The organism is Haloarcula pelagica (genome assembly GCF_030127105.1).
Taxonomy (GTDB): Archaea; Halobacteriota; Halobacteria; order Halobacteriales; family Haloarculaceae; genus Haloarcula; species Haloarcula pelagica.
Window position 1 is genome coordinate 3,356,208 of the sequence record NZ_CP126161.1, and the last position, 23,326, is coordinate 3,379,533.

Annotated in this window: 21 protein-coding genes; 7 read left to right on the forward strand and 14 right to left on the reverse strand. The window is 65.9% G+C overall.

Annotated elements, in window-relative coordinates; all coding sequences use genetic code 11:
- Positions 1-209: 209 nt before the first annotated feature.
- The 9 genes from P1L40_RS17745 to P1L40_RS17785 form a co-directional block, all read right to left on the reverse strand.
- Positions 210-1,274 carry a glucose 1-dehydrogenase gene (locus P1L40_RS17745; protein WP_284008996.1) on the reverse strand — a complete coding sequence of 355 codons (1,065 nt, stop codon included), beginning with the start codon at positions 1,272-1,274 and terminating at the stop codon, positions 210-212.
- A 51-nt stretch (positions 1,275-1,325) separates the two neighbouring features.
- A complete protein-coding gene (locus P1L40_RS17750; RefSeq protein WP_284008998.1) occupies positions 1,326-2,396 on the reverse strand; it encodes a Gfo/Idh/MocA family protein in 1,071 nt (356 codons plus the stop codon).
- 49 nt (positions 2,397-2,445) lie between these two features.
- Positions 2,446-2,640 (reverse strand): DUF8005 family protein, encoded by a 195-nt coding sequence (locus P1L40_RS17755; RefSeq protein ID WP_284009000.1) that lies wholly within the window; start codon positions 2,638-2,640, stop codon positions 2,446-2,448.
- Between the two features lie 6 nt (positions 2,641-2,646).
- Positions 2,647-3,843 carry an ABC transporter ATP-binding protein gene (locus tag P1L40_RS17760; RefSeq protein ID WP_284009001.1) on the reverse strand — a complete coding sequence of 399 codons (1,197 nt, stop codon included), beginning with the start codon at positions 3,841-3,843 and terminating at the stop codon, positions 2,647-2,649.
- A 2-nt stretch (positions 3,844-3,845) separates the two neighbouring features.
- Positions 3,846-4,832: a carbohydrate ABC transporter permease gene (locus P1L40_RS17765; RefSeq protein WP_284009002.1), complete on the reverse strand. Its 987-nt coding sequence runs from the start codon at positions 4,830-4,832 to the stop codon at positions 3,846-3,848.
- A 1-nt stretch (position 4,833) separates the two neighbouring features.
- Complete coding sequence (locus P1L40_RS17770) at positions 4,834-5,823, reverse strand: carbohydrate ABC transporter permease (protein ID WP_284009003.1); 990 nt, start codon at positions 5,821-5,823, stop codon at positions 4,834-4,836.
- A gap of 73 nt (positions 5,824-5,896) precedes the next feature.
- Positions 5,897-7,465, reverse strand: coding sequence for an extracellular solute-binding protein (locus tag P1L40_RS17775; protein WP_284009004.1), 1,569 nt, complete (start codon positions 7,463-7,465; stop codon positions 5,897-5,899).
- Positions 7,466-7,682: 217 nt separating this feature from the next.
- Positions 7,683-8,759 (reverse strand): TrmB family transcriptional regulator, encoded by a 1,077-nt coding sequence (locus P1L40_RS17780; protein ID WP_284009006.1) that lies wholly within the window; start codon positions 8,757-8,759, stop codon positions 7,683-7,685.
- Between the two features lie 42 nt (positions 8,760-8,801).
- A complete protein-coding gene (locus tag P1L40_RS17785) occupies positions 8,802-9,791 on the reverse strand; it encodes an aldo/keto reductase (RefSeq protein WP_284009008.1) in 990 nt (329 codons plus the stop codon).
- A 100-nt stretch (positions 9,792-9,891) separates the two neighbouring features.
- On the opposite strand from P1L40_RS17785, the gene P1L40_RS17790 reads away from it, so the two are divergent.
- Both P1L40_RS17790 and gfcR read left to right on the forward strand, forming a co-directional pair.
- Complete coding sequence (locus tag P1L40_RS17790) at positions 9,892-10,761, forward strand: DUF8054 domain-containing protein (RefSeq protein ID WP_284009010.1); 870 nt, start codon at positions 9,892-9,894, stop codon at positions 10,759-10,761.
- 345 nt (positions 10,762-11,106) lie between these two features.
- Positions 11,107-11,748 carry a transcriptional regulator GfcR gene (gene gfcR / locus P1L40_RS17795; protein ID WP_284009012.1) on the forward strand — a complete coding sequence of 214 codons (642 nt, stop codon included), beginning with the start codon at positions 11,107-11,109 and terminating at the stop codon, positions 11,746-11,748.
- Here the strand turns inward: gfcR and P1L40_RS17800 are convergent, their stop codons facing one another.
- From P1L40_RS17800 to P1L40_RS17820, 5 genes are all read right to left on the reverse strand, one after another.
- Positions 11,749-13,482, reverse strand: a complete 1,734-nt coding sequence (locus tag P1L40_RS17800; RefSeq protein WP_284009013.1) for a glycoside hydrolase family 13 protein — start codon at positions 13,480-13,482, stop codon at positions 11,749-11,751.
- A gap of 190 nt (positions 13,483-13,672) precedes the next feature.
- A complete protein-coding gene (locus P1L40_RS17805; RefSeq protein ID WP_284009015.1) occupies positions 13,673-14,080 on the reverse strand; it encodes a DUF7999 family protein in 408 nt (135 codons plus the stop codon).
- A 107-nt stretch (positions 14,081-14,187) separates the two neighbouring features.
- A complete protein-coding gene (locus P1L40_RS17810; protein ID WP_284009016.1) occupies positions 14,188-15,903 on the reverse strand; it encodes a glycoside hydrolase family 13 protein in 1,716 nt (571 codons plus the stop codon).
- Between the two features lie 196 nt (positions 15,904-16,099).
- Positions 16,100-17,182 (reverse strand): M24 family metallopeptidase, encoded by a 1,083-nt coding sequence (locus P1L40_RS17815; protein WP_284009017.1) that lies wholly within the window; start codon positions 17,180-17,182, stop codon positions 16,100-16,102.
- Between the two features lie 42 nt (positions 17,183-17,224).
- Positions 17,225-17,944 carry a metal-dependent hydrolase gene (locus P1L40_RS17820; RefSeq protein ID WP_284009018.1) on the reverse strand — a complete coding sequence of 240 codons (720 nt, stop codon included), beginning with the start codon at positions 17,942-17,944 and terminating at the stop codon, positions 17,225-17,227.
- Between the two features lie 104 nt (positions 17,945-18,048).
- Here P1L40_RS17820 and P1L40_RS17825 point away from each other — a divergent pair, with 104 nt between their 5' ends.
- From P1L40_RS17825 to P1L40_RS17845, 5 genes are read left to right on the forward strand one after another with little or no spacing between them, the layout of a single operon-like run.
- Complete coding sequence (locus tag P1L40_RS17825) at positions 18,049-19,134, forward strand: S1C family serine protease (protein ID WP_284009019.1); 1,086 nt, start codon at positions 18,049-18,051, stop codon at positions 19,132-19,134.
- Positions 19,135-19,182: 48 nt separating this feature from the next.
- Positions 19,183-19,398 (forward strand): hypothetical protein, encoded by a 216-nt coding sequence (locus P1L40_RS17830; protein ID WP_284009020.1) that lies wholly within the window; start codon positions 19,183-19,185, stop codon positions 19,396-19,398.
- Positions 19,395-20,858, forward strand: a complete 1,464-nt coding sequence (locus tag P1L40_RS17835; RefSeq protein WP_284009021.1) for a sodium:solute symporter family protein — start codon at positions 19,395-19,397, stop codon at positions 20,856-20,858. Before P1L40_RS17830 ends, P1L40_RS17835 begins: the two co-directional genes overlap by 4 nt.
- Positions 20,855-21,910 carry a hypothetical protein gene (locus tag P1L40_RS17840; RefSeq protein ID WP_284009022.1) on the forward strand — a complete coding sequence of 352 codons (1,056 nt, stop codon included), beginning with the start codon at positions 20,855-20,857 and terminating at the stop codon, positions 21,908-21,910. The genes P1L40_RS17835 and P1L40_RS17840 overlap by 4 nt, the downstream gene beginning before the upstream one ends.
- On the forward strand, positions 21,910-23,292 hold the full coding sequence (locus P1L40_RS17845) for an aldehyde dehydrogenase family protein (protein WP_284009023.1): 1,383 nt from the start codon (positions 21,910-21,912) through the stop codon (positions 23,290-23,292). Before P1L40_RS17840 ends, P1L40_RS17845 begins: the two co-directional genes overlap by 1 nt.
- Positions 23,293-23,326: the final 34 nt, after the last annotated feature.

A 23,326-nucleotide genomic window follows, 5' to 3' on the forward strand; every position in this document is an offset into this window, starting at 1 on the left:
GTACCGCACTTAATACTTCTGTATGACAACAGCACCTCTTTTACCTACGGAAATCACTGCCAAAAACCGACGCCGTCTGTCGGTTACAACTCTTATTCGTTGTTGAAATAATCGTTTTTTACCCGTCGGGGAATCGGGGCTGAATTGCTAATATCGAGTTCAAAAACCCGAAATGAATCCGCTCGAACTGTCGGTACGCTGGCGCGCGCTTACAGCGTATCGAACTCGACGACCGCTTTGATCTGGTCGTCGCCGTTCTCGAAGGCCGGTGCCACGTCCGTCGGGTCCGCGACCGTCGTGATGAGGTCGTCGAGGAGCCACTTCGGGGCCTCGGACAGCGTCTCGACCGCGTACTCGAAGTGCTTGATGTGGGAGTTGACCGTTCCGATGAGACACTTGTTGTGCAGGACGATCTCGTTGTGGAGTGCCCCGCCGTCGATCTCGAAGTCCCACGGTTCGGGGATGCCAAGCAGCGCACCGACGCCGTTGGGCGCGAGCGCCTGGACGGTCTGGACGGAGTGGGGGGCGAACCCGGTCGCTTCGTAGACGTAGTCGACCGACTCGTGGTCCGCCGGGATCTCGTCGACGGGCGTCTCCCGGGAGTCGATGTAGGTCGAGCCGAGTTCGTCGATGATGTCGACTGTCGGGTCCGGCCGGTCGCGTCGCCCGACACAGTAGGTCCGATCGAACTTCTGTTGGAGCATCCACAGTGTGAGCAGCCCCAGCGACCCGTTTCCGAGCACACAGGCCGATTCGGGGCGCCACTCGAACGGTTCCCGCGTCGCGAAGGCGTGTTCGTTGGCCTTCTCGGTAATCGAGATCGGTTCGATGAACAGGCCGTATTCGGCCAGTTCCTCGGGAACCGGGACCAGAAAGTCCGCCGGTGAGGTGAAGTATTCGGCCATGAAGCCGTGTTCACCGACGATTCCGCGCTCGAAGTACTCGCCTTCGGGTGCCATATCCGGTTCCCCACGCCGGAAGTACTCGTTGGTCTCGCCGTCGGGCTTGCGCCGCACGGTCGGGACGACGACCTGTCCTTCGTCAAGTCCCGTTCCGTTTGGCTCTTCGACGACGCCGACCGCTTCGTGACCCAGTACCATGTGGTCTTCGCCTTCCGGATAGCCGCCGTGGGCGCCGCCGATGACTTCGTGATCCGTACCGTCGACACCGACCCGCAGCGTCCGGACGAGTGCCTCGCCCGGCCCGGGTGTCGGTCGATCCTTTTCGAGCAGTTCGGGGCCGTCCCCGTCCCGTCTCACACCGATTGCCTTCATAATACACCGAATTGTGACAGCAAGGGGGATTAAGTCTTTCTTCAGCGCTGTCTACTCGATCCTGACGGCTTCGCCAGCCTCGCTGGAGCGGTAGATGCCGTCGATGACTTTCTGGACGGCCAGGGCCTCGTCGACGGTGTTTCGCTCGGGTGCCTCCCCCGCTGCGACGGCCTCGACGAACCGTACCGTCTCGTCGACGTGGGCCTCTGACGCCTGTGTCTCGACATCGGTCGTTCGATGGTGGTTGCCCCCACGGTCGCTGGTCTCGTACAGCGTCAACTCGCCCGAAGCCAGATCGAGGCCGGCGCCGGCCTCGTCGCCGCGGACGTAGTACTGCTGACTGCTGGGTCGGTTGCTCGCCCAGGCGACCTCCAGGGAGATCGTCGTCCCGTCCGCACAGCGGATGAGCGCGCTGACGGAGTCGTCGACATCGAAGTCGCTTGCACCCTGGTCCTCGCCCCACATCTGGACGTAGGAGTAGCCGTCGTCGGTGCCGAAGTTCGCCCGCGTGACCCCGGAGACCTCGACGACTTCGGGGTAGCCCGCCAGATACAGCGCCAGGTCGAGCGCGTGGACGCCGATGTCGATGAGCGAACCACCGCCCGACACCGATTTTCGCGTGAACCACGAGCCACGAGCGGGGATCCCCCGCCGGCGGATGTAGTCTGCTTCGACGTGTGTCACCGCGCCGAGTTCGCCCTGCTCGCGGTACTCGTCGAGCACCTCCACTGGCTTGGCGAACCGGTTGTGGAATCCGACCATACAGAACCCTTCGGCGTCGTGGGCGGTCTCGGCGATTCGGGTCGCGCTCTCTAGGGTGTGAGCCAGCGGTTTCTCCACGAGTACGTCCAGCCCGGCTTCGAGGGCGTCGACGACGTACTCCTCGTGGAACCGGTTCGGTGTCGTCACGAGAACCGCGTCGACCTCGTCGAGTATCTCCTCGTGGTCCTCGTAGACTGTCACGTCGTACGTCTCGGCGAATGCCGCCCGGGCGTCCGGGTCGACATCGACGCCGGCGACGAGCGTCTCTTCGAGACCGCTCGCGTCGAGCGCCTCACAGTGAATCCGCGCGATGTTTCCGAGACCGACGATTCCAAGTCGAACTGAAGACGGGTCACTCATAGGTCTAAATGTGGTTTGTGTGGACCGAGAGACGAGGAAAGGCTTCGGGTCAGTACAGCTGCTGTTCCCGCTCCTCTCGCTCTTCTTCGCGTTGCTGTTTCGCTTTCTGCCGGCGACGGCCACGCCTGTACTTGATGATGCCCGGGATGATCGTGTTCTTCAGGTCCAGGCCGAACGACACGATGCCGTACGCCCAGAAGAAAAACAGGACCACCATCAGGCTCCACCAAAGCGTTCCAGGCATGGTTTCTCAGTCGTCGGATTCCGCTTCGCTGCCGGCGGTCGGTCCACCGGCGCCGATCGGTTCGAGTTTGTGGACGATCGCTTCGCCCGACGCGGAGTCGAACAGGTGGATGTTCCGTCGGTCGATGACGACCTGGACTTCTTCGTCCTCCTCGATGTCCGAATCCGGTTCGATGCTCATGAGCAACTGGTCGTCGGTGGTCTGCTCCTGGTCCATCGAGGTCTCGCCCTCACCGAGCAGGAGGTAGGCGAATATCTCGTCGCCCATCGGCTCCAGGATGTCCGTCTGTGTTCGGATCGTCCCCGAGGGATCCGGGACCTCGCTTTTCTCGTGGGCCGGGTAGATGTCTTCCGGGCGAATCCCGAGTGTCAGTTCGTCGCCGACACCGACGCCAGAGACCGTCTTGGGGTCGAACTCCAGCGAGAAGTTCGGCGTCTCCAGTGCGTTCTCCGAGACCGTCGCCGAGATGAAGTTCATCGACGGCGAGCCGATGAACCCGGCCACGAACAGGTTATCCGGTTCGTTGTAACAGGTCAGCGGCGGGTCGATCTGCTGGAGACTCCCGCTGTTGAGGACCGCGATACGGTCCGAGAGGGTCATCGCCTCCTCCTGGTCGTGGGTGACGTAGATGATCGTGGTGTCCAGTTCCTTGTGCAGGCGCTGGAGTTCCGTCCGCATGTGGACTTTCAGCTTCGCGTCGAGGTTCGCCAGTGGCTCGTCCATCAGGAACACGTCCGGTTCGCGGACGATCGCGCGTGCGATCGCGACGCGCTGGCGCTGCCCGCCGGACATCTCCTCGGGCATCCGCCCGAGCATCCCCTCTAGCTGGACGATGTCGGCCGCGCGCTCGACGCGGCGGTCGATCTCTTCCTGCGGGTAGTCCCGCAGTCGCAGCCCGAAGCTGATGTTGTCGTAGACATCCATGTGGGGGAACAGTGCGATGTTCTGGAACACCATCGCGATGCCCCGATCCTTCGGCGGGAGGTTCGTCACCTCACGGTCGCCGATGAACACCTTCCCCTCGCTGGGAATCGTCAGCCCGGCGATGGTCTCCATCGTCGTCGACTTCCCACAACCGGAGGGACCGACGAAGCAGATGAACTCGCCGTGGTCGATGTCCAGATTCATGTCGTCGACCGCGGTGACCACTTCACCCTGGTCGTCGTAGCGTTTCGTCACGTGTTCGAGTTGTACTCGTGCCATTGTTACTCCTTGAGTGCTCCCGAGGTCAGTCCGCTGACGATTCGTTCCTGTGCGACGACCACGAGGATCACGACGGGGAGGACCCCGACGATACTTGCGGCCGCCATGAGGTTATACTGCGTGGTGTACTGGGTCTGGTAGCTGAGGATCCCGCCGACGATCGGTGACCACTTCGCCGCCTCCGGAGAGGTGGCCATGATCGAACTGAAGAAGTACTCGTTGTACACGGCGATGAAGGTCAGCACGGACGCCGTCGCCACACCGGGCGCCGACAGCGGCATGATGACCCGGAACAGCGCACCCAGCCGCGTCGTCCCTTCCACGCGTGCCGCGTCCTCCAACCCGTCGGGGATCTGCCCGTAGAAGGTCGTGAGGATGAAGATCGACAGCGGCATGAACAGCGCGCTGAAGGGCAGGATCATCGATCCCGGCGTGTTCAGCAACCTCGGGGGTGTGAACAGCGGAATCTGGGTAAACGGCACCAGCAGCGGTTCGTTACCCGCGAACGCCTTGAACAGCGGGATGACGAACGCTGCCGGCGGGAAGTAACTGATCGCCAGGATGCCGAGCATCAGGAGCGCACGACCCGGGAACCGGAGTCGACCGAAGACGTACCCCGCGAGGCTCGCGACGACCAGCACGATGATCGTCGTCGTGACTGCCAGCGCGAAACTGTTCAGCATGTACAGGTGGAACGGCACCTGCTCGAAGACCGTGATGAACGCTTCTGGGTTGAACCCTTTCGGCGTAGGGAGCGGGACTGTGAACCCGCCAAGCTGTGGCAGGAAGCTCCCCTGGAGCAGGCGACCCTCCGGCGTGACCGCCAGGACGGCGAGCCAGTAGAAGGGGAACAGCGTCGTCACGAGGAAAAACACCATCGCGACGTAGAACAGGGCCTTGTAGAGGCCTTCGGGGTTGGCCATCGTCCGCTGGGCCCACCCACTGATCCCGCCTTTCGCTTCCTCGCTGTCGCCAGTTGCCGTTGCCATGTTAGATCGCGTCCTCCCCTTGCCACAGGATGATAACCATCACCACTGCGCCGATGATCGCCGCAGTGACGAAGGCGATCGCGGCCGAGACCCCCTCGCGCGTCGTGAAGGTCGCGACGACCATACACGACAGCGACGGGACGACCGTACAACTCGACACTGTGTCGATGATCCCGTACACCCGCATCGCCTGCACCGAGCGGAACAGCACGGCGATCCCGATCGTGGGCAGGATCAGCGGGAACGTGATGTACTTGAACTGCTGCCACTTCGTCGCGCCCGAGACCTTCGCCACGTCGTAGAGGCCGCGGTCGATGCTCTGGAGCCCCGCCAGTATCAGCAGGGCCATGAACGCCGATGTCTTCCAGATGTCGGCGACGATGATGATGAACACCGAACTCGCGGTGTCGTTGAGCGTGTTCGTCCCCGCCAGGATTCCGAGATCCGCGAGGACCGGTGTCACGAACCCGATGTTCGAGTTGAACATCAGGAAGAAGATCATCCCCTGGATGACGACCGGGACGGCCCACGGGATGATGATGGCCGCACGGACCCATCGGCGTCCGTAGAAGTCCTGGTCGAGGATGAGTGCCTGCCCCAATCCGATGAGCGTCTCGAAGAGGACGCTCACGACTGCGAAGATCACCGTGACGATGAGTGCGCTATTGAGCAGGCCCGCCAGCGTGAACTCGGTCGGGATGAACGTCGTCCCGCCCGGGAGGTAGCGGTTCAGTCCTCCGGCGAACAGGTCGACGTAGTTCCCGACTCCGACGAAGTTCGTCGTAGAGAAGTCCGCCGAGAGACGGAACAGCGACAGTTCGAACGTCCTGAGCAGTGGGTACAGCGCGACGACCCCCAACAGGACGAACACCGGAAGCAGCAACAGGTACGCGTACTGCGTGTCGCTCAGGTTCTCCATCCAGCGCATCACCTGCACTAGCGCACCGGACCGTCGAGACTCACGCCCCGCGTCGGCAGTATCAGTGCTCATCTCCGTGTATCCCTCCTATGGGTCACCATAATCAATAATAAGGTAGTATTGGTTTAAAGCTAGGCGAGGGTCGTTAGTTCGACTCGGTCTCGGCGAGGCTCTGCTGTAGCGTGTCCATCGCCGACTGCGAGTCCGTCTCCTGCCCGACCGCGCGGTTGGCCTGCTGTGCGATGTTGCTCTGCTGGTTGCTCCAGACGGCCGTGACCGGGCGAGCCATCGTGTTGTTCCCGGCGACGCGCAGCGTGTCCATGTAGCGGCCGACCGGCTCCTGCTCGCGAGCCGCGTCGGAGGCGAACAGCTCGGGCTTCGGCGGCAGCCAGCCCCAGATGTCCAGCATGTCCAGGTTGAACGAGTCCTGCATGATCGCGTCGTAGATCGCCAGCTGGGCTTCCTCCTTGTCGCTGTTGGGGTTTGCGGTCAGGTGCCAGCCACCGAGCGCCGAGGTCGTCCCACCGGTGCCGGGCTGTGCGGCCTCGGACTCGGGGACCGCGTAGGGAATCGGCATCGTGCCCAGGTCCTCGCCGAACGGCTCCGGATCGGAGTCGCTCTCGGCAGGGTCGGCGCCGCTGATCGAGATCGCGTACGGCCAGTTGCGGTGGAAGACCGCGTTCCCCGACGCGAACGGTGCACGCGAGGTCTCCTCTGTCCAGCCGAGGATCTCCTGTGGCGTGAAGCCGCCACCGTAGTCGGAGAACTCGCCGCCGAACTCCTCGTCGTGGACGAACTTCCGCATCATGTTGAGCGACTGGACCGTCTCGGGCTCGTTGACCGTGATCGGCCGGTCGCCGACGGGGCCAAAGAGGTTGTCCCGGCCGCCGAAGTAGGCGCCGCCCCACGAGGACATGACCTCGTTGAACGTACAGCAGGCGGTCCCGACGTAGATGTCCCACTGGGTCGTGAAGCCGTAGTCGACGCCGGAGTTCTCCTGCACGTCGGCCGCGATGTTGGACCACTCCTGCCAGGTCATCGGCTCGGTCGCCCAGTTGTTCGACTCGGGGCTGTAGCCGGCCTCCTCGACGAGGTCTTTGCGGTAGAGCATCGTCGGGAAGTCCGGGAACATCGGGACGCCGAACAGGTCGCCGCTGGACGGGTCGCGTGCCGTCGCGGTGAACGCGCTGAAGTAGTCCGACTCGACCGTCGACAGCATGTCGTCGCTGAAGAAGTCGGCGCTCAGGTTCTTGATGAGGCCACGCTGGATGAAGATGTTCGTCCAGCCGTTGTCCATCAGGAACAGGTCCGGGGAGGTCTCACCGGCGCTCAGCAGTCGGTTGTAGTTGGCGCGTGCCGCGCCAGTGTCCTGGTCCCGCGGGACGAAACTGATCTCGATGTTGTCCGGGACGCCGGCGTCGCGGAAGGCCTGCCGGACTTCCTCTTCGGCGTTCTGGAGGATGACCGGATCGAACCCGATCTCGACCGTCGTCGAGCCGCCGCCGTTTCCGCCGCCGCTTCCGGAACTGCCGCCGTCGCCACCGGAGCCACCGTCACCGCCAGAGCCGCCGTCGCCGCCCGAACCACCGGAACCGCCATCGCTCGCACAGCCCGCCAATCCTGCGACGACACCGGTTGCCCCAGCCGCCTGGACGAACCGCCGCCGCGAAACACCGTGCTTTCCACTGTCACCTGTCGTGCCGTTGTCCGACATGTCTATCGTGATTCTTACTGGGTTAGCACTTAAAGGTTATCCATAATTAACCACGGGTGTTGTTAATAGACTGTGAGCTGGCCGTCAAACATGAATATTTCTGATAAATTCGGCTCGTTCCAAACTATCGCTATATAAGCACTCGGATATGCAAAACGCTCGTTTGTGATAGCCGATTCTTCAAACGCGTAAACTGTGGGACTGTTTTTTCGCGCCGTTACTCGTACTGGATGTCGGTGACTGTGATGTTCGTCGCCTCGATCTCTTCGAGCACGGCGCCCCAGCCACCGACTTCGTACGTTCGATCGCCCGCGACGACGGTCGCGGCGACACGGCCGGCCAGTTGCGCCAGGGGCACCGGTTCGACCCGACCCATGTTCTTGCCGGTGTAGTCGACTTCGGTCATGACGCCGGTGATCTCGACGGATTCGTTGGTCTGGGTCCGATAGCCCGAGACGACGACTTCGATCCGGGCGCCCTCGTCCAGCAGCGGTTCGATATCCCGGACCGCGTGGCGGAGATCGACGTACGTCGTCGGCGTCTCGGGTGTCCGACTCGTGTACAGGGTGTCCCAGATCTCCCAGAGACAGGTCAGGAAAAACCAGTGGAACACGTACGTGTGTGTGCGATCGTTGACCAGGACGCCGTAGTTGCTGATCGAGTGTCGGTGCGGGGCGAAACACGTCCAGGTCCGATCGACCAACACCAGAAACGGCGCGGGGATCGACCGGTGGCGCGCCTCGGTGCAGACGCCCTCCAGTTCGTCGTGTGTCGGGATCTCCGCGTCCGGTTTGGTGCAGATGCTGAGCTTGATGTCGATGCCGCGGGCTCTCGCCTCCCTGAGCGTCGGTTGCAGCTCGTAGAACTGTTCGGTGTTGACCCCCATCTGGATCTGGTTCTCCGCCCCCTCGATGAGCTCACGCGCCCGGTTGATGACGGTCTCGAACCGTTTGACGATGCTGACCTCGTGGTCGCTGATCTCCGGTTGGTCCCACCGTTCCTCGATCGTCTCGGCCGCGTCGAGATACTTGTTCGAGCGCGACCGCAGGTCTTCGAGCACGCCTTTCGGGTCTCTGGCACGGGCTGTCAGGCTGTCCTGCTGGAACGTCTCTATGTACCCTTTCGATTCCAGATCCCGGAGCACGTCGTAGATCCGCGGGTCCGGGACATCACACGATTCCGCCACATCTGTCGCGGACGCCGTCCCCAACTCCAGTAAGGCGACGTACGCTTCTGCCTGATACGGGGAGAGTCCGGCGTCCTCCAACACGTCGGTTAGTTCGTCGTCGTTCATCGGTGTCTCATGTGCATAGGGCGTTCGAACCGTGGGTCGGTTTCAATCTTTACCTTTCGCGGGCCACTGTGGGTGTTTCGGTTCCTCGATCCGGGCACACTCCACCTCGCTCAGCGACAGGTCGACCGCAGCGACGTTCTCTTCTAAATGCTCGACCGTCCGCGGTCCGATGATCGGCGCGTCGACGACCGGCTGTTCGAGCAGCCAGGCGAGACTCACCTGTGCGGGCGTCACGTCGTGGTCCGCCGCGATCGCCCGTATCGCGTCGAGCACCGCCCAGTTCTCCTCTGTGAACCGGTCGGCGGTGTACTCGTCGTCGGTCGCACGCCCCGCTGTCGGCTCGTCGCCGCGTTCGTACTTGCCGGCCAGGAACCCGCCGCCGAGTGGCGACCAGGGGATCACGCCGATGTCCTCGCTCTCACAGACCGGCAACAGGTTCGCCTCCTCGTGTCGGTCGACGGCGTTGTACTCGGGCTGCATACAGACGAACCGCTCGTAGTCCTCGATGTCCGCGGTGTACAGGGCCTTCTGGAACTGCCAGTTAGCCATCGTACTGGCGCCGATGTAGCGGACGTACCCCTCGTCGACGAGATGTGTGAGCGCCGTCAGGGTCTCTTCGATGGGGGTGTCCTCGTCCCAGCGGTGGATCTGATAGAGATCGATATAGTCGACGCCGAGTCGGTCCAGGCTGGCGTGACACTGATCGATGACGTGTTTCTTCGACAGGCCACCGCCGTTCGGCCCGTCGTGCATGTCGAAAAAGACCTTCGTCGCGACGACCATCTCGTCACGGCGGTACGAGTCGAGCACCGAGCCGACGATCTCCTCGCTCTCGCCGGCCGAGTACGCGTTGGCCGTATCGATAAAGTTGATACCCAGATCCAGCGCCCGCCGGAGCAAGGCCCGGCTCTCCTCGGCGTCGGCCATCATCCAGGGCTCGCTACTGCCGAAGTTCATCGTCCCCAGACAGAGTTCCGACACCTCCAGCCCTGTCGAGCCGAGCGTCGTGTACTGCATCTCCGAATCCGGCATGCCAGTATGTAACAACACCTGTTGTTAAAAAGTTTGGTGAGTGTACTACTAGATGGTTGCGTGGGGAGATTGATAAGGCCCGTGTTGTAAGGGAGGGACGATGGCCGATCCCGATTCGTTACGCGCAGAGACACACACCGGTGAGAACAGATGTTGGCCCTGTACGATCGTCAACCTCGCACTCCTCGGAGTGCTAACACTCTTTCTGGCGGTTCGGAAACGGCGGCTGGTGGCGGCCGGCGTGGCAACGCTCGGCGTGGGTGTGATCTATCTCCGGGGATATCTCGTCCCGTACACGCCCGCGTTCGCCCCGCGACTCGTCGCTGCCTCGCCGCTTCCCGACGAGTGGTTCCACGACGACTACGGGACGCCGGAGTACGCGGAGTCCGAGGACACGACGGACGACTCGGCCGACGAACAGTCCGTCGATCCCGAGGACGACACCTCGCTCGCGGACGGCGTCGACCTCGACGGTGAGACGGTGATGCGGGAACTCGCCGAAGCGGGCGTGCTGGACGCGGACGGGGAGATGCTGTTCCTCGCCGACGACATCGAGAGCGAGTGGCACGAACGCATGGACGATCTGTCGACGCTCCCGCTGGATTCACTCGCAGCCGAAGTCGGCGAGACGTTCCCCCACGTCGAGCACGCCGAGGGGCTCCACACGGACGGTCGGGACTGGGTCGTCGTCGGCGAAGAGAACGGAAGTCTCGTCGCGAAACCGGTCGTCGTCGCCGAACTCGCCGCCTACCGCGCGCTGTCGGCCAGCGTCGACGACCAACAGGTGCGGACCGCCGCTGCCGAGACGTTCCGGATGTTCCTCGAAGACTGTCCGGCATGTGGGACCGCGCTCGCAGAGTCGACGGAGGTCGGCTGCTGTGGCGGCTACACGAACCCCCGCGAGTCACCCGACGAGACGCTCGTCTGTCCGTCCTGTAAACAGCGGGTGTACCGGTTCCCGACCGAGTGACCGCGGTCGGCACTCGGGAACGAACCGAACGGAGTGCGGGAGAGGTCCCGCCGGCCGAAATCGGCCGTATTGGTGACAACCATGCGCGACGGCCTGGCAGATCCGTCACGATACGTCGGTCGATGGCTGGCCGGGTGTGCGACAGTTGGTGGGGGGAGAGTCCTGGCATGTGGGGATGACGATGGCACGTCGCCGGACTCGTCGGGGTCAGCAGTGCCGCCCGGGTCACGGGCGACGGGACACGACCCAGCCACTCAATTCTAACAACGGGTGTTGTAAATAGTTTGTGGCGATGGGTTAGCCGATAGCACATGCTATTAAACCCTCCCACACGGAGGTGGGCGTATGAAGAACACGGACGACCTGATCGCGAGCGCGGCCGACCTCGCGGAGCGGGGCCTCTCGAAGGGGGAGATCGCAGACGAACTCAACGTCTCGCGCGAGACAGCGAGCTGGCTGGTCGAGCGCAGTGGAACGGGGGCACAGCCGTCGGAAGCGCCCTCGGGCGGCCCACACGACATCCACGTCGACTGGTCCGCGCTGGGACGGGACTCCTCGCGGCTCTACCACGCCGGTGCCGCCATGGCGGACCTCGCGTCCAAACAGGGCCAGGATGTCGACCTGACCATCGGCATCGAGAAGGCCGGCGCACCCCTCGCGACAACCGTCGCCCACGAACTCGACACGGACCTGGGAACGTACGCGCCGACCAAACACCAGTGGGACGACGACGACAGCGAGACGGCGGACGGCTCGTTCTCGCGGAACTTCGCCGAGATCCGCAACCGGGACTGCTACATCGTCGACGACACGATCACGAGCGGGAAGACGATGTCCGAGACGATCAACGCCATCCGCCAGCAGGGCGGCAACCCGGTCGCCTGTGTCGTCCTGGCCGACAAGCGTGGGGTCGAGGACATCCAGGGTGTCCCGGTCTACTCCCTGTTGCAGGTCATCCGCGTCGGCAGCGAGGACGGGGACGAGTAATCAGCCCAGGTCGTACACACAGGCTTCGTAGGGACTGAGTGTCAGGTCGGCAGGGGTCGGTGGCGTCTCCCCGTAGTTCGAGATCAACAGCGACGCGTCGTCGACCGACACCACGTCGGGCACCGTGAAGGGGACGCGCTCGCTCGACCAGTTCAGGACGACGAGGAGCCGCTTCTCGCCGAGCGTCCGCCGATAGACGTATAGGTTCGGGTCGTCGGGAAGCAACAGTTCGTACTCGCCGTAGACGAGCGCGTCGGTGTCGGCTCTGAGTTCCAGCAGCTCCCGGTAGTGCGCCCAGACCGATCCCGGGTCCCGGCGGGCGCTGTCGACGTTGATCTCGGTGTAGTTGTCGGTGACGCCGATCCAGGGGTCGCCGTCGGTGAAGCCGGCGTGATCGCTGTCGTCCCACTGGACCGGTGTCCGCGCGTTGTCCCGCGACCGGGCGTTGACCAGCTCGCGAAACGCCTCGTAGGGTTCGTCCCGTTCGGCCATCAGCGCCGAGACGTGATTGATCGTGTCCGGGTCGCGGGTCTCGGCCAGGGACGCGAAGTCCGCGTTGGTCATCCCGATCTCGTCGCCCTGGTAGACGTGTGGGGTACCACGGAGCGTCAACAGGAAGGTGGCGAGCAGTTTCGCCGACTCCTCGCGGTACTCGCCGTCGTCCCCGAAGCGGGAGACGATCCGCGCCTGATCGTGATTCCCCAGGTACAGGGCGTTCCAGGCCTCGCCCTGGAGCTCCCGCTGCCACTTCGAGACGACGGCCTTCAGGTCCGTGAGCGCCCACTCGCTGCGGTCCCAGCGGCCGTCGGCGCCGTAGTCCAGTGACATGTGTTCGAACTGGAAGGTCATGTCCAGGCCGTCCGCGGAGTAGCTCGCCGCCTGGTCGGGATCGATCCCCGGCATCTCCCCGATGGTCATGGCGTCGTACTCCGAGAGGACTTCCGCGGACAGTTCCCGGCAGTACTCGTGGATCCGTGGCCCGTTGAGGAACTGATCGGTGCCGACCCAGTCGTAGTCGGTGCTGCCGTCGGGGTACCCTTCGGGCTTCGAGAGATGGTTGACCACGTCCAGCCGGAAACCGTCGATCCCCTTCTCCAGCCACCAGCGCAACATCTCGTAGATCGCCTCCCTGACATCGGGGTTCGCCCAGTTCAGGTCCGGCTGTTTCGTGTGATACGTGTGGAGGTAGTACGCCTCGGTCCGGTCGTCCCACTCCCAGGCCGAGCCACCCATGAACGACTCCCAGTTGTTCGGCGGGACGCGGTCGGGCGGCCCAGGACTGTCTGTCCCGTCGGTGGGACTCTCGGCTTCGCTCACCGCCTGGCCGGGGTGCCAGTGATACCAGTCCCGCTTGGAATCGTCGGCCGAGGAGCGCGAGGCCTGGAACCAGTCGTGTTCGTCGCTGGTGTGGTTGACGACCTGGTCCATGACGAGTCTGATGTCCCGGTCGTGGAGTGTGTCACGCAGGTCCTCCCAGTCGGCCATCGTGCCGAACAGGCTGTCGATCGCCCGGTAGTCGCTGACATCGTAGCCCATGTCCGCCTGTGGCGACTCGTAGACGGGACAGAGCCACACCACGTCGACGCCCAGTTCGTCCAGGTAGTCGACGCGTTCGGCGACCCCCTGGAGGTCGCCCACGCCGTCGCCTGTCGTATCCAGAAAGCTGCGGGGATAGATCTGGTAGACGACTGCCTCTTTCCACCACGTCCGGTCGGTCTCGGTCTGTGTTGTCATGCGTCGTCACGCCTGATGAGTTACAACAGGTGTTGTGAACAACTATCCCGGATAACTCTCAAAAAGATTGTGTCAGTTCGGTAGCGGATGGCCGTCGTCCTGCGGTCACCCGACCGTGGGTCCGGACCGGCATCGGTCGGCTCGTAGAACGCTCTGTGGCGCACCAACCCGTGTGTTCGTTCAGGTCCCTTCAGGAGGTCCGGTGCTCTCCGGAGACGGCGTGGACTCCCAGTACGCGCCAGCAGTTCCCCCGGGCGACGACCCGTTCCACCTCGACGGTGACGACGGCCCCTTCCGGGAGCGAGTTGATCAGTTCCCGCAGGACGGGGGACGCATACTCGACGATCTGGCACGTCGAATCGGTGTCGTCGGCGACGGCGACGGTCGAGTCGCTGCCGTCGGGCTGGTTGGTGATCGTGACCCGCACAGAGCGTCGTTCACTCTCGTCTACCTCGCGGTCCGGCGAGGAACGCGACTCTGCCGACGACTGTGAGCCGGCCCCACCCGCCAGCCGCCCGGTATCGCCCTCGGTGTCGCCCTCTGCCGAGCGTGTCTGGTTCCCCTCTGACCGTGCTGTCGGTCCGGCTGATCGTGCCATCGTTCGTAACCCGACTCGTCCGGAGCCACTTCGTTATACAATCCCTGCAGCCGTGGTAGGACCGTCCTACTCTCGGCAACGATGGAAAAAGCGTGACCGCTGGAACGCTATCGATCGGCCGACACGTCGAAGACGCTGGCCTCGAACGGCGCCAGCGTGAGCGACGGCAGGGCCGTGGCGGGGTCGTCGTAGTTCGAGACGAGCAGTCGTCCGTCCGTCTCGCCCAACTCGACCGTCCGGGCCTCGTCACTGAAGTTCAGCACGACGAGGACGCGCTCGCCCTCCAGCGACTGCGTGAACGCGAAGACGTGTTCGTGGTCCGGCAGGCACATCTCGAACTCCCCGTAGACGAACACGTCCCGCTCGTGGCGGAGGTCGATGAGCCGCTGGTAGTGCTCGAAGACGGAGTCCTCGGCGGCCCGGTCGTCGGCGACGTTGATCTCGGTGTGGTTGTCGTTGACCTTGAGCCAGGGGTCGCCGTCGGTGAAGCCGGCGTGGTCGCTGTCGTCCCACTGGACCGGCGTCCGCGCGTTGTCCCGTGACCGGGCGTTGACGAACCCGCGCAGTTCCTGGTAGTCCTCGAAGTCGTGTTCCGCAAGCAGCAGTTCGACGTGGTTGATCGTGTCCACGTCGACGACCTCCTCTAAGCTCTCCCAGTCGACGTTTGTCATCCCGATCTCGTCGCCCTGGTAGATGTAGGGGGTGCCACGGAGCGTCAGCAGGAAGGTCGCGAGCAGTTTCGCCGACTCCTCGCGGTACTCGCCGTCGTTCCCGAAGCGGGAGACGATGCGGGGCTGGTCGTGGTTGCCCAGATAGTTGCTGTTCCAGCCGTCTTCGGCGAGGCCGGTCTGCCACCGCTCGACGTACGCTTTCAGGTCGCGCAGCCCCCACGCCTCGTAGCCGTCGTGTGGGTCCCACCGGCCGCCGTCGTAGTCGAGGTTCATGTGCTCGAAGGTGAACACCATCCCGAGGCCGTCGCCGTCCTCGCCGGTGTACTGTTTGGCCTGTTCGACATCGACGCCGGGCATCTCGCCGACGGTCATCACGTCGTAGTCGGACAGCACCTCGTCGTCCATCTCCTGGAGGAACTCGTGGACCCGCGGGCCGTTCATGAAGTGTTCGACCCCTGTCTGCCAGTCACCCTCCTCGCCGTTCGGGAGACCCTGGGTCTTCGAGATGAGGTTGACCACGTCCATGCGGAAGCCGTCGACGCCACGGTCGAGCCACCACCGCATCATCTCGTAGACATCCTCGCGGACCTGTGGGTTCTCCCAGTTGAGGTCGGGCTGTTTCTCGTCGAAGAGGTGCAGGTAGTACTGCTCGCGCTCGTCGTCCCAGGACCACGTGTCGCCGCCGAAGAAGGACTCCCAGTTGTTCGGCGGGCCGCCGTCGTCGGCGGGGTCGTGCCAGTGGTAGTAGTCCTCGTAGCCGTCCTCGCGGCGCCGGGACTGCTCGAACCAGTCGTGTTCGTCGCTGGTGTGGTTGACGACCAGGTCCATCACGAGTTTGATGTCCCGATCGTGGAGTTCGTCGCGCAGTTCCTCCCAGTCGCTCATGTCGCCAAAGCGGTCGTCGATCGACCGGTAGTCGCTGATGTCGTAGCCGTTGTCGGCGTGTGGCGACTCGTAGACCGGCGAGAGCCACACCACGTCGACGCCCAGCGCGTCTAGATGGTCGACCCGCTCGATGATCCCCTGGAGGTCACCGACGCCGTCGCCGTCGCTGTCGTTGAAACTCTTGGGATAGATCTGGTAGACGACCGCTTCCTTCCACCAGGTCCGGTCTTCGCCCGTTCGATCGAGGAGCTGTGCGCTTGTGTTCATAGTACTGATCGTTGAACGGTGAAACGTAAAAGGGTATCGCAGATGATATGTTTTGGACTATTCGAACAAACGATTCATTCGGGGCCGCTGCTGTCCGGTGATTAGCCGACGGGGAGCGGGTCTATCTGTCGACGGGTAAGTCGTTGCTAATTGTTCATGTAAAATAACTGCCAGCGGTGGTCCCTCACAGGATCTATCAGCGGTCGAGCACGTCGTGGCGCGGCAGTTCGAGACCGTTCCCCACCGCGTCGACGGTCCGCGTCGGCCACTCGCCGGTCGTCGACAGCGTCTCCACACCGTCGTCGGTGACCAGGTGCGTGTCCTCGCTCTTTGCCCCCTGGACGGTCGGGTTCCAGGCGTACCCCTGCGGGAGGACGACCGGGGCGTCGCTCGACGGCGTGGCGATCCACTCCCGGCCAGCGAAGCCGGCGGCGCCGCCCTGGTGGTGGTTGCGCCACTCGCCGTCCCAGCCGACGGCGTCGTAGGCGTCCCGGATCGCGTCGAAGACATCGGCCGCCGTACCGCCCTCGCGGCCCACCTCGCGCGTGGCGGCCAGCGCCGTCGCCTCGACGCGCATCGCGGCCTCGGTTCGCTCGCCGAGCCAGTCCGGCGCGTCGAACGCGACCGTCCGGGTACAGCTCGTGTGCAGTCCCGCCCGCGAGGCGGTCACCGACAGCAGGGCGTACCCGCCCAGCGGTTCGTCTTTCGGCGTGTAGTGGCGGTACGACTGGGCGCGCTCGCCGCCGCCGACGAGGACGACCGGCGTGGCGATCCCCCCCGCTTCGAGTTCCCGCCGGAGGGCGGCGGTCACGTCCAGTTCGGTGTCGTCGGGCTCGATACTGCGGCCGACGGACTCGACCGCGCCGGCCACGTCGGCGCCCAGCGCACGGTAGGTGTCGATCTGGTCGTCGGTCAGTGGCTGCCGGAGCGCCGCCGCGTCGACACTGTCGAACCCCTCGACCGCGAAGTCGGCTGCCGCCGGTGTCGGGCTGACCGATTCGACGACCTCCGCCAGCCCGCGGGCGTGCCAGTCGAAGGTCTCGATGGGGGTCCCGTCGGCCAGTTCCTCGTCGCGCAGGCGGGGCGCCTCGATGTTGTCCGTGACGACCTGGATCTCGTCGCCGTCGTAGCCGGCCGCGGCGACGCCAACGTCGCCGCCCCGGTCGACCACGTTGTCCCCGCCCCCGGTCAGCCACGCGAAGGAGTTCGGCCGCGCGAACCAGACCGCTTCCAGCCCCTCGTCGTCGAGATACGCGTCCAGTCGGTCGGTGAGTGACATACCACCGCTATCAGAAAGGGCGCTAATAAAGACCCGCGTCGGTTACAGCTCGAAGCTCTCGTCGCCCTCCAGGACGACGACTTCGGTGTTGCTGCCGGCCGCCTTGACCTCCTTGACGAAGTCCTCCGTCTCGATCTCGATGGGCGGGAACGTGTCGTAGTGCATCGGGAACGCGTAGTCGAGGTCCAGCCAGTCGACGGCGATGGCGGCCTGCATCGGCCCCATGGTGAAGTGGTCGCCGACCGGGAGCGCGGCGGCGTCGGGTTCGAGGTACGGCCCGATGACCTCGCGCATCTCGGTCATCAGCCCGGTGTCACCGGCGTGGTAGAACGTCGTCGACTCCTCGTCGCTGACCTGTGTGGGCTTCGTGTCCGAGATGACGAAGCCGGCTGGCATCCCGCCACTGGCCCCGTAGCCGGTTTCGAGGCCGTTGGTGTGGTCGGCCCGGTGCATCGTCACGAAGGCGTCACCGATCTCGACGGTTCCGCCGAGGTTCATCCCCATGCCGCCGACGGCGTCGAACTCGCCGTAGGTGTCCTGACAGTAGCCGACGACCTCCGGGGTGGCGACGAGCGTGGTCCCCTCGTAACGGTCCACGTCGCCGATGTGGTCGGCGTGCCCGTGTGTCAACAGGACGTAGTCGGGGTCCAGTTCCTCGGGGTCCGTGTCCGTCTTGGGGTTGTCGAAGAACGGATCGATGAGCAGGTCCGTCTCGTCTACCGTCACGTGCCAGGTCGAGTGGCCGTACCAGGTCAGTTCCATAGACGGGCGTCCGTACTCCTGGCTGGCACTTAAGGATGTACCGCAACCACGTGGGGAGCAGCCGGCACCGGTGGGTTCTTCGCCCAGGCGAGAGACGTTCCGACATGGAGTTCGATTCGCCGTCTCGTAGGAAGTTTCTCGGGGCGCTGGGGGCTGTGGCGGCCGGTGTCGCCGGCTGTCAGTCCCCGGGAAGCACGGACCCCGACCCGGAGCTCGGTTCCGGGGGAACGAACGCTCAGTCGACCCCGGCCGGCGGGAACGCCGTCACCGAGGCTTACCGGGCGGCCGCCGACGCGGTCGCCTCGATCAGGGTGTCCGCCGACGGCCGAGGATCACAGGGCAGCGGGTTCCTCATCGACGACCGGCACCTGGTCACCAACGAGCACGTCGTCGCCGGCGGGACAGCCTACCACGCCCGGTTCCAGGACACCGGCTGGCGGGAAGTCTCGCTGATCGGGGCAGATGTCTACAGCGACCTCGCGGTCCTCCGGATCGACGAGCCACCGGCCGGGACCGCCCCGCTGTCGTTCGTCGACGGCGACCCACCGGTCGGGACCCAGGTGGTCGCCATCGGCAACCCGTTCGGGCTCGCCGGGTCGGTCTCGGCCGGGATCGTCAGCGGCGTCGACCGGACCTTAGAGAGCGCGAACAACTTCTCGATCGCCGACACAGTCCAGACCGACGCCGCGGTCAACCCCGGCAACAGCGGCGGGCCGCTGGTCACGCTCGACGGTGACGTGGTCGGCGTCATCAGCGCCGGCGGCGGCGACAACGTCGCCTTCGCCGTCTCGGCCGCGCTGACACAGCGGGTCGTCCCGGCGCTCGTCGACGGCGGCGAGTACGACCATTCGTACATGGGCGTCGTCCTCCAGGACGTGACACCCAGGCTCGCCGCGGCCGGTTCCATCGACCCCGCGGCGGGGGTCTACATCGACCGGGTCGTCCAGGGCGGTCCCTCCGACGGCGTGTTACAGGGGAGCGACCGGCGTGTCGTGGAGTCCGGCGTCGAGGTCGGCGTCGGCGGCGACGTGATCAGGCGGCTGAACGGGACCCGAACACCGACCCGGCAGGCGCTGTCGACCTTTCTGGCTCTGGAGACGAGTCCCGGCGACACGATCGATGTCACGCTCGACCGGGACGGCCAGCGGCGGACGGTCCAGTTGCCGCTCGGTACCCGGCCCGACCCCTGACGGCGGTCGCAACGCTTACTACAACTCGGTTGTATCACTAGTGAATACATGCGAGACAACCGACTACACACCGTTCTGTGGGCCGCGTTTTGCGGTCTGTTCGCCGTCTTCGCCGGCGCAGTGGCGCTCCCGGTTCGCCCGCTCGTGGGCGTCCTGCCGGCGTGGGCTGTCGTCATCGGAAGCGCGATCGTGACGATGGCAGCGGTCGCGGCGGCCGTCGCGCGGGCGGGGTGGCCGGCACGACCGGGTGAGTCACCCCGATGAGTGCCGTCGCGCTCGCGCTGATGGGCGCTTACCTCCTCGTGACGCTGGGTATCGGCGTCTACGGCTACCGGCGGACGGGCACCTCGCCACACGAGTACTTCCTCGCCGGCGGCTCGCTCGGGCGGCTCGTCTTCCCGTTGACGATGTTCGCGACCCTGATGAGCGCCTTCGTGTTCCTCGGCAGCGCTGGCTTCGGCTACCGGCACGGGCTGGGGTGGCTGGCGCTGCTCGGTGTCGAGGCACTGGCGGTCGTCCCGCTGGCGGTGGTCGGCCTGCGGGCGTTCCGGCTCTCGCGTCGGGAGGGGTACGTCACGCCGACCGAGATGCTCGGTGATCTCCTCGGCAGCGACGCGGTGAAACTGCTCGTCGTCGCCGTCCAGTTCGCCTGGGCGATCCCCTACGTGGCGATCCAGGCGATGGGCGGGGGGATCATCTTCCGGACGATCTCCGGCGGCAGCGTCTCCTTTACTGCCGGCGCGGCGGTCGTTACCGTCGTCACCGCCGTCTACCTCGGCCTGGGCGGTCTCCGGAGTGTCGCCTGGTCGGACGCCCTCCAGGGCCTGACCGTCGTCGTCTTGCTCGTGGCGGCGCTCGTCTTCGTCGTCCCCGCAGTCGAACCCCTCGCGCTCACTCGACGGGTCGCCGCCGAGACCGACCGCTTCACACAGGTCGGACAGGCCGGTCTCTTCACCCCGCGGGTGTGGCTCTCCTTCCTGCTGATGAACACGATGGCGGTCGTCGCCTACCCGCAGTTGTTCCAGCGCTTCTTCGCGGCCACCGACGAGCGATCCTTCCGCGCGCTGCTGGCGTGGTGGCCCGTGATGGTGTTGCTCGCGGCAGTCGTCCCGACGCTGCTCGGCGTCTGGGGCGGGACAGTCCTCCCCGGGCTGGAGACGCCGGATCAGGTCGTCCCGGCGCTCCTGCAGGCGTACACGCCGTCGGTCGTCGTCGGCGTCGTCATGGGCGGGGCGCTCGCGGCGATGATGAGCACGGCCGACTCGCTCGTGTTGACGCTGTCCTCGCTCGTGACCCGCGACATCTATCACGACCACGTGGCCGGCCCCGCATCCGACGACCGGACAGAGGTGTGGGTGAGCCGTGGCGTCGCCGTCGCGTTGCTGGCCGGCGGGTTCGGCCTGGCTCACGCCGCGACCGGGCGCGTTCCCGGAGTCGCCGCCGTCGGGACAATCGTCGATCTCTCGGTGTACTTCATCCAGGGTAACGCCCTGCTGTTGCCGGTGTTCCTGGCGGCGCTGTACTGGCGGGGAGCGACGGCAGCGGGCGCCGTCGCCGCCGTCGTCGCCGGCCAGGGGTACTTCCTGGGGGCGACCTTCGCCGGCCTGCCGACCTTTCGTTTCCTCCCCTTCGTCCCCGCGCTGGCCGTGACGGTGCTGGCGCTGGGTGTCGGATCGCTACTGACCGACCGAACGCCGACTGTCCGCTCGGAGCCGGACGCATGAACCCGTACGCTCCCATCGAGATAGACCGAGACGCGTGGACCCGCCGCGTCGTCGAGACGCACTTCGACCCCGACACCGGGACGCCCTACTGGCTGGAGTGGGCGGCCGAACGGGGCCTCGACGTACGGGCGGCCGTCGACGGCTTCGACGACATCGAGCGCGTCTTCGGCTCGTTCGACGAGGACGTGCTCCGATCGCTCCCCGTCGAGCGGTTCCACCCGCAGTCGCTGTCGGGTCCCCGTCGCGTCTACGAGACCGGCGGGACGACCGGCGAGCCAAAACGGGTCGTGATGGCCGACTACTGGCGAAAGCAGGCCGCGTGGGCCGACCGGGTCCTGCCCGACGCGTTCCCGCGGGGGAACCTCCTGATGCTCGGCCCGCCCGGCGGCGCGAACAACGCCGGCGCGTTCGTCGAACACCTGGCCGACCGCTGGGACGCGCTGCCCTTCTTCGTCAACATGGACCCCCGCTGGGCGAAACGGCTCGCGGACGAGCCCCGTCGGTTCGACGAGTACGTCGCCCACCTCGTCGAGCAGGCACAGCGCGTCGTCTCGACACAGGACGTGACGGTGCTGTTCACGACCGCGCAGCTGCTCGAACGACCCGCCGTGCGGGAGCTCGTCGCCGATTCGGGCATCGACGCGGTGTATCACGGCGGGACGGCACTGGACTCCGACACACACCGGGTGTTCCGCGAGGAGTGGTACGCCGACGTGGCCGTCGCCGGCGAGTACGGTAACACGCTGATGGGCGTCGCACAGGAGGCCCCGCCGCAGCTCCGCGAGCCGGCGGCCCGGGCGTACAGCCTCGATTACGTCCCCTGCGAGCCGTACTTCGTCCCGGAAGTCGTCGACGACGGGGACACCGTCTCCTACGGCGAGCGCGGCCGTGTCCGGCTGACCGTCCTCAGCGAGGAGTTGTTCGTCCCGGGCCTCACCGAGCGCGACAGTGCGGTGCGCGTCCGCGGCGAGGCCCCGCTGGAGTGGGACTGGCTCCGGGACCCGGGGACCGCCGAGGCGGCGACCGACCGGACGACCGACGGCGTCTACTGATGACCGACCCGACGCTCCCGCTCGTCTCCGGTGGCGAGCGCGAGACGCGGCGGACGCGGACGCTGACCGGTATCGGCGGCGACCTGAGGACGGTCGCACAGGCCCCGCGAGTCCGGGTCCACGACGCGGTCGAGACCGCCCGGGAGTCGGGCTTCGACGCGCTCGGGACGACGCCGGTCCGGGAACTGCTCGACCGGCTGGCCGACGCCGGTCGCCGGTTCGCCGGCCACGGGCCGCCCGACGATCTGGCCCCGGTCGCGGACTACGCGGAGCGGGTCGCCCGGGCGAGCGGCCTCCCGGTCGGCTGGGTGCGGACGAGCGTCCACTGGCTCGCTCGCGGCCTGCGCCACGCCGCCGAGGGCCTCCGAGCGCAGTCGCCGACCGGGGACCTCGGGGTGTACGACGATCCTGCATACGTCCGCGAGCGGGACGTGGGGCTGGCGTTCGCGCCCCGGATTCGCGTACTTGGCGGCGTCATGCCGGCCAACGACCCGGCGGTGTACGCCTGGCCGGCCCTCGCCGTGGCGATGAAGCTCCCGGTCGTCCTCCGGCCGTCCCGGCGGGACCCGTTCACCGCCGTTCGCCTCGCCCGGGCGCTGCTGGCCGCAGGCGTCCCCGAGTCGGCCGTCCACGTCCTGCCGGGCGACCGCTCGGTCGGCGAGACGGTCACCGCGCGGTCCGACCACGCGCTCGTGTTCGGCGGCAGCGACGTGACGGCACGGTACCGCGACGACCCGACCGTCGAGACGTACGGTCCGGGCCGGTCGGTCGCCGTCCTCGCTCGCCAGCCCACCGACCGGGAACTGGACACCCTCGCCCGCGGGATCACGCGGGCCGGTGGCCGGACCTGTTTCAACCTCACCCGGATCGTCGCAGTCGAGGACTGTGACGCCGACACACTCGCGGCTGCCCTCGCCGAGCGTGTCGTCGCCGCGACGGACGGCCCGGCCACCGACCCCGCGACCGATGTCCCGTCGTTCCCCGACCCCGACCGGGCGCGACGGATCGACGAGCTAGCTGAGGGGGCGGGCCAGGACGTGACCGCAGTGCTTCGATCGGGTCCCCGCCTCCGTGAGCACGGCGACCACACGCGCCTCGGCCCGACCGTCGTCCGGAGCGACGAGTTCGTCGAGGAACTCCCCTTCCAGTTCGCCGGCGTCACGGAACGGTCGCAGTCGTCGCCGACGGAACTACTCCGGGCGCTCGACAGTGCGTATCTGGGTGTCGCCGTCGGCGACGACTACGAGGCGGCGATGGCCCGCTCGCCACGCGTCCGGAAGGTCTACGGGGGCGGCTACCCGGCGACTGTCGACCTCCGAGAGACTCACGAGACGTTCCTGGCCGAGTTCTGCTACGAGACCACCACGTACGACCCATCCTGACGCTGCCGGCCGTGGTCGGTGGGGCGATGCAGTC

What these genes read in the sequence shown, in the direction of transcription:
- P1L40_RS17835 (WP_284009021.1), top strand. Translation starts at nt 19,395, where the DNA reads ATGAGTGCCGTCGCGCTCGCGCTGATGGGCGCTTACCTCCTCGTGACG.
- P1L40_RS17800 (WP_284009013.1), bottom strand. Translation starts at nt 13,482, where the DNA reads ATGACAACACAGACCGAGACCGACCGGACGTGGTGGAAAGAGGCAGTC.
- P1L40_RS17785 (WP_284009008.1), bottom strand. Translation starts at nt 9,791, where the DNA reads ATGCCGGATTCGGAGATGCAGTACACGACGCTCGGCTCGACAGGGCTG.
- P1L40_RS17815 (WP_284009017.1), bottom strand. Translation starts at nt 17,182, where the DNA reads ATGTCACTCACCGACCGACTGGACGCGTATCTCGACGACGAGGGGCTG.
- P1L40_RS17830 (WP_284009020.1), top strand. Translation starts at nt 19,183, where the DNA reads ATGCGAGACAACCGACTACACACCGTTCTGTGGGCCGCGTTTTGCGGT.
- P1L40_RS17750 (WP_284008998.1), bottom strand. Translation starts at nt 2,396, where the DNA reads ATGAGTGACCCGTCTTCAGTTCGACTTGGAATCGTCGGTCTCGGAAAC.
- P1L40_RS17765 (WP_284009002.1), bottom strand. Translation starts at nt 4,832, where the DNA reads ATGGCAACGGCAACTGGCGACAGCGAGGAAGCGAAAGGCGGGATCAGT.
- P1L40_RS17820 (WP_284009018.1), bottom strand. Translation starts at nt 17,944, where the DNA reads ATGGAACTGACCTGGTACGGCCACTCGACCTGGCACGTGACGGTAGAC.
- P1L40_RS17810 (WP_284009016.1), bottom strand. Translation starts at nt 15,903, where the DNA reads ATGAACACAAGCGCACAGCTCCTCGATCGAACGGGCGAAGACCGGACC.
- gfcR (WP_284009012.1), top strand. Translation starts at nt 11,107, where the DNA reads ATGAAGAACACGGACGACCTGATCGCGAGCGCGGCCGACCTCGCGGAG.
- P1L40_RS17805 (WP_284009015.1), bottom strand. Translation starts at nt 14,080, where the DNA reads ATGGCACGATCAGCCGGACCGACAGCACGGTCAGAGGGGAACCAGACA.
- P1L40_RS17760 (WP_284009001.1), bottom strand. Translation starts at nt 3,843, where the DNA reads ATGGCACGAGTACAACTCGAACACGTGACGAAACGCTACGACGACCAG.
- P1L40_RS17780 (WP_284009006.1), bottom strand. Translation starts at nt 8,759, where the DNA reads ATGAACGACGACGAACTAACCGACGTGTTGGAGGACGCCGGACTCTCC.
- P1L40_RS17845 (WP_284009023.1), top strand. Translation starts at nt 21,910, where the DNA reads ATGACCGACCCGACGCTCCCGCTCGTCTCCGGTGGCGAGCGCGAGACG.
- P1L40_RS17840 (WP_284009022.1), top strand. Translation starts at nt 20,855, where the DNA reads ATGAACCCGTACGCTCCCATCGAGATAGACCGAGACGCGTGGACCCGC.
- P1L40_RS17790 (WP_284009010.1), top strand. Translation starts at nt 9,892, where the DNA reads ATGGCCGATCCCGATTCGTTACGCGCAGAGACACACACCGGTGAGAAC.
- P1L40_RS17755 (WP_284009000.1), bottom strand. Translation starts at nt 2,640, where the DNA reads ATGCCTGGAACGCTTTGGTGGAGCCTGATGGTGGTCCTGTTTTTCTTC.
- P1L40_RS17745 (WP_284008996.1), bottom strand. Translation starts at nt 1,274, where the DNA reads ATGAAGGCAATCGGTGTGAGACGGGACGGGGACGGCCCCGAACTGCTC.
- P1L40_RS17770 (WP_284009003.1), bottom strand. Translation starts at nt 5,823, where the DNA reads ATGAGCACTGATACTGCCGACGCGGGGCGTGAGTCTCGACGGTCCGGT.
- P1L40_RS17775 (WP_284009004.1), bottom strand. Translation starts at nt 7,465, where the DNA reads ATGTCGGACAACGGCACGACAGGTGACAGTGGAAAGCACGGTGTTTCG.
- P1L40_RS17825 (WP_284009019.1), top strand. Translation starts at nt 18,049, where the DNA reads ATGGAGTTCGATTCGCCGTCTCGTAGGAAGTTTCTCGGGGCGCTGGGG.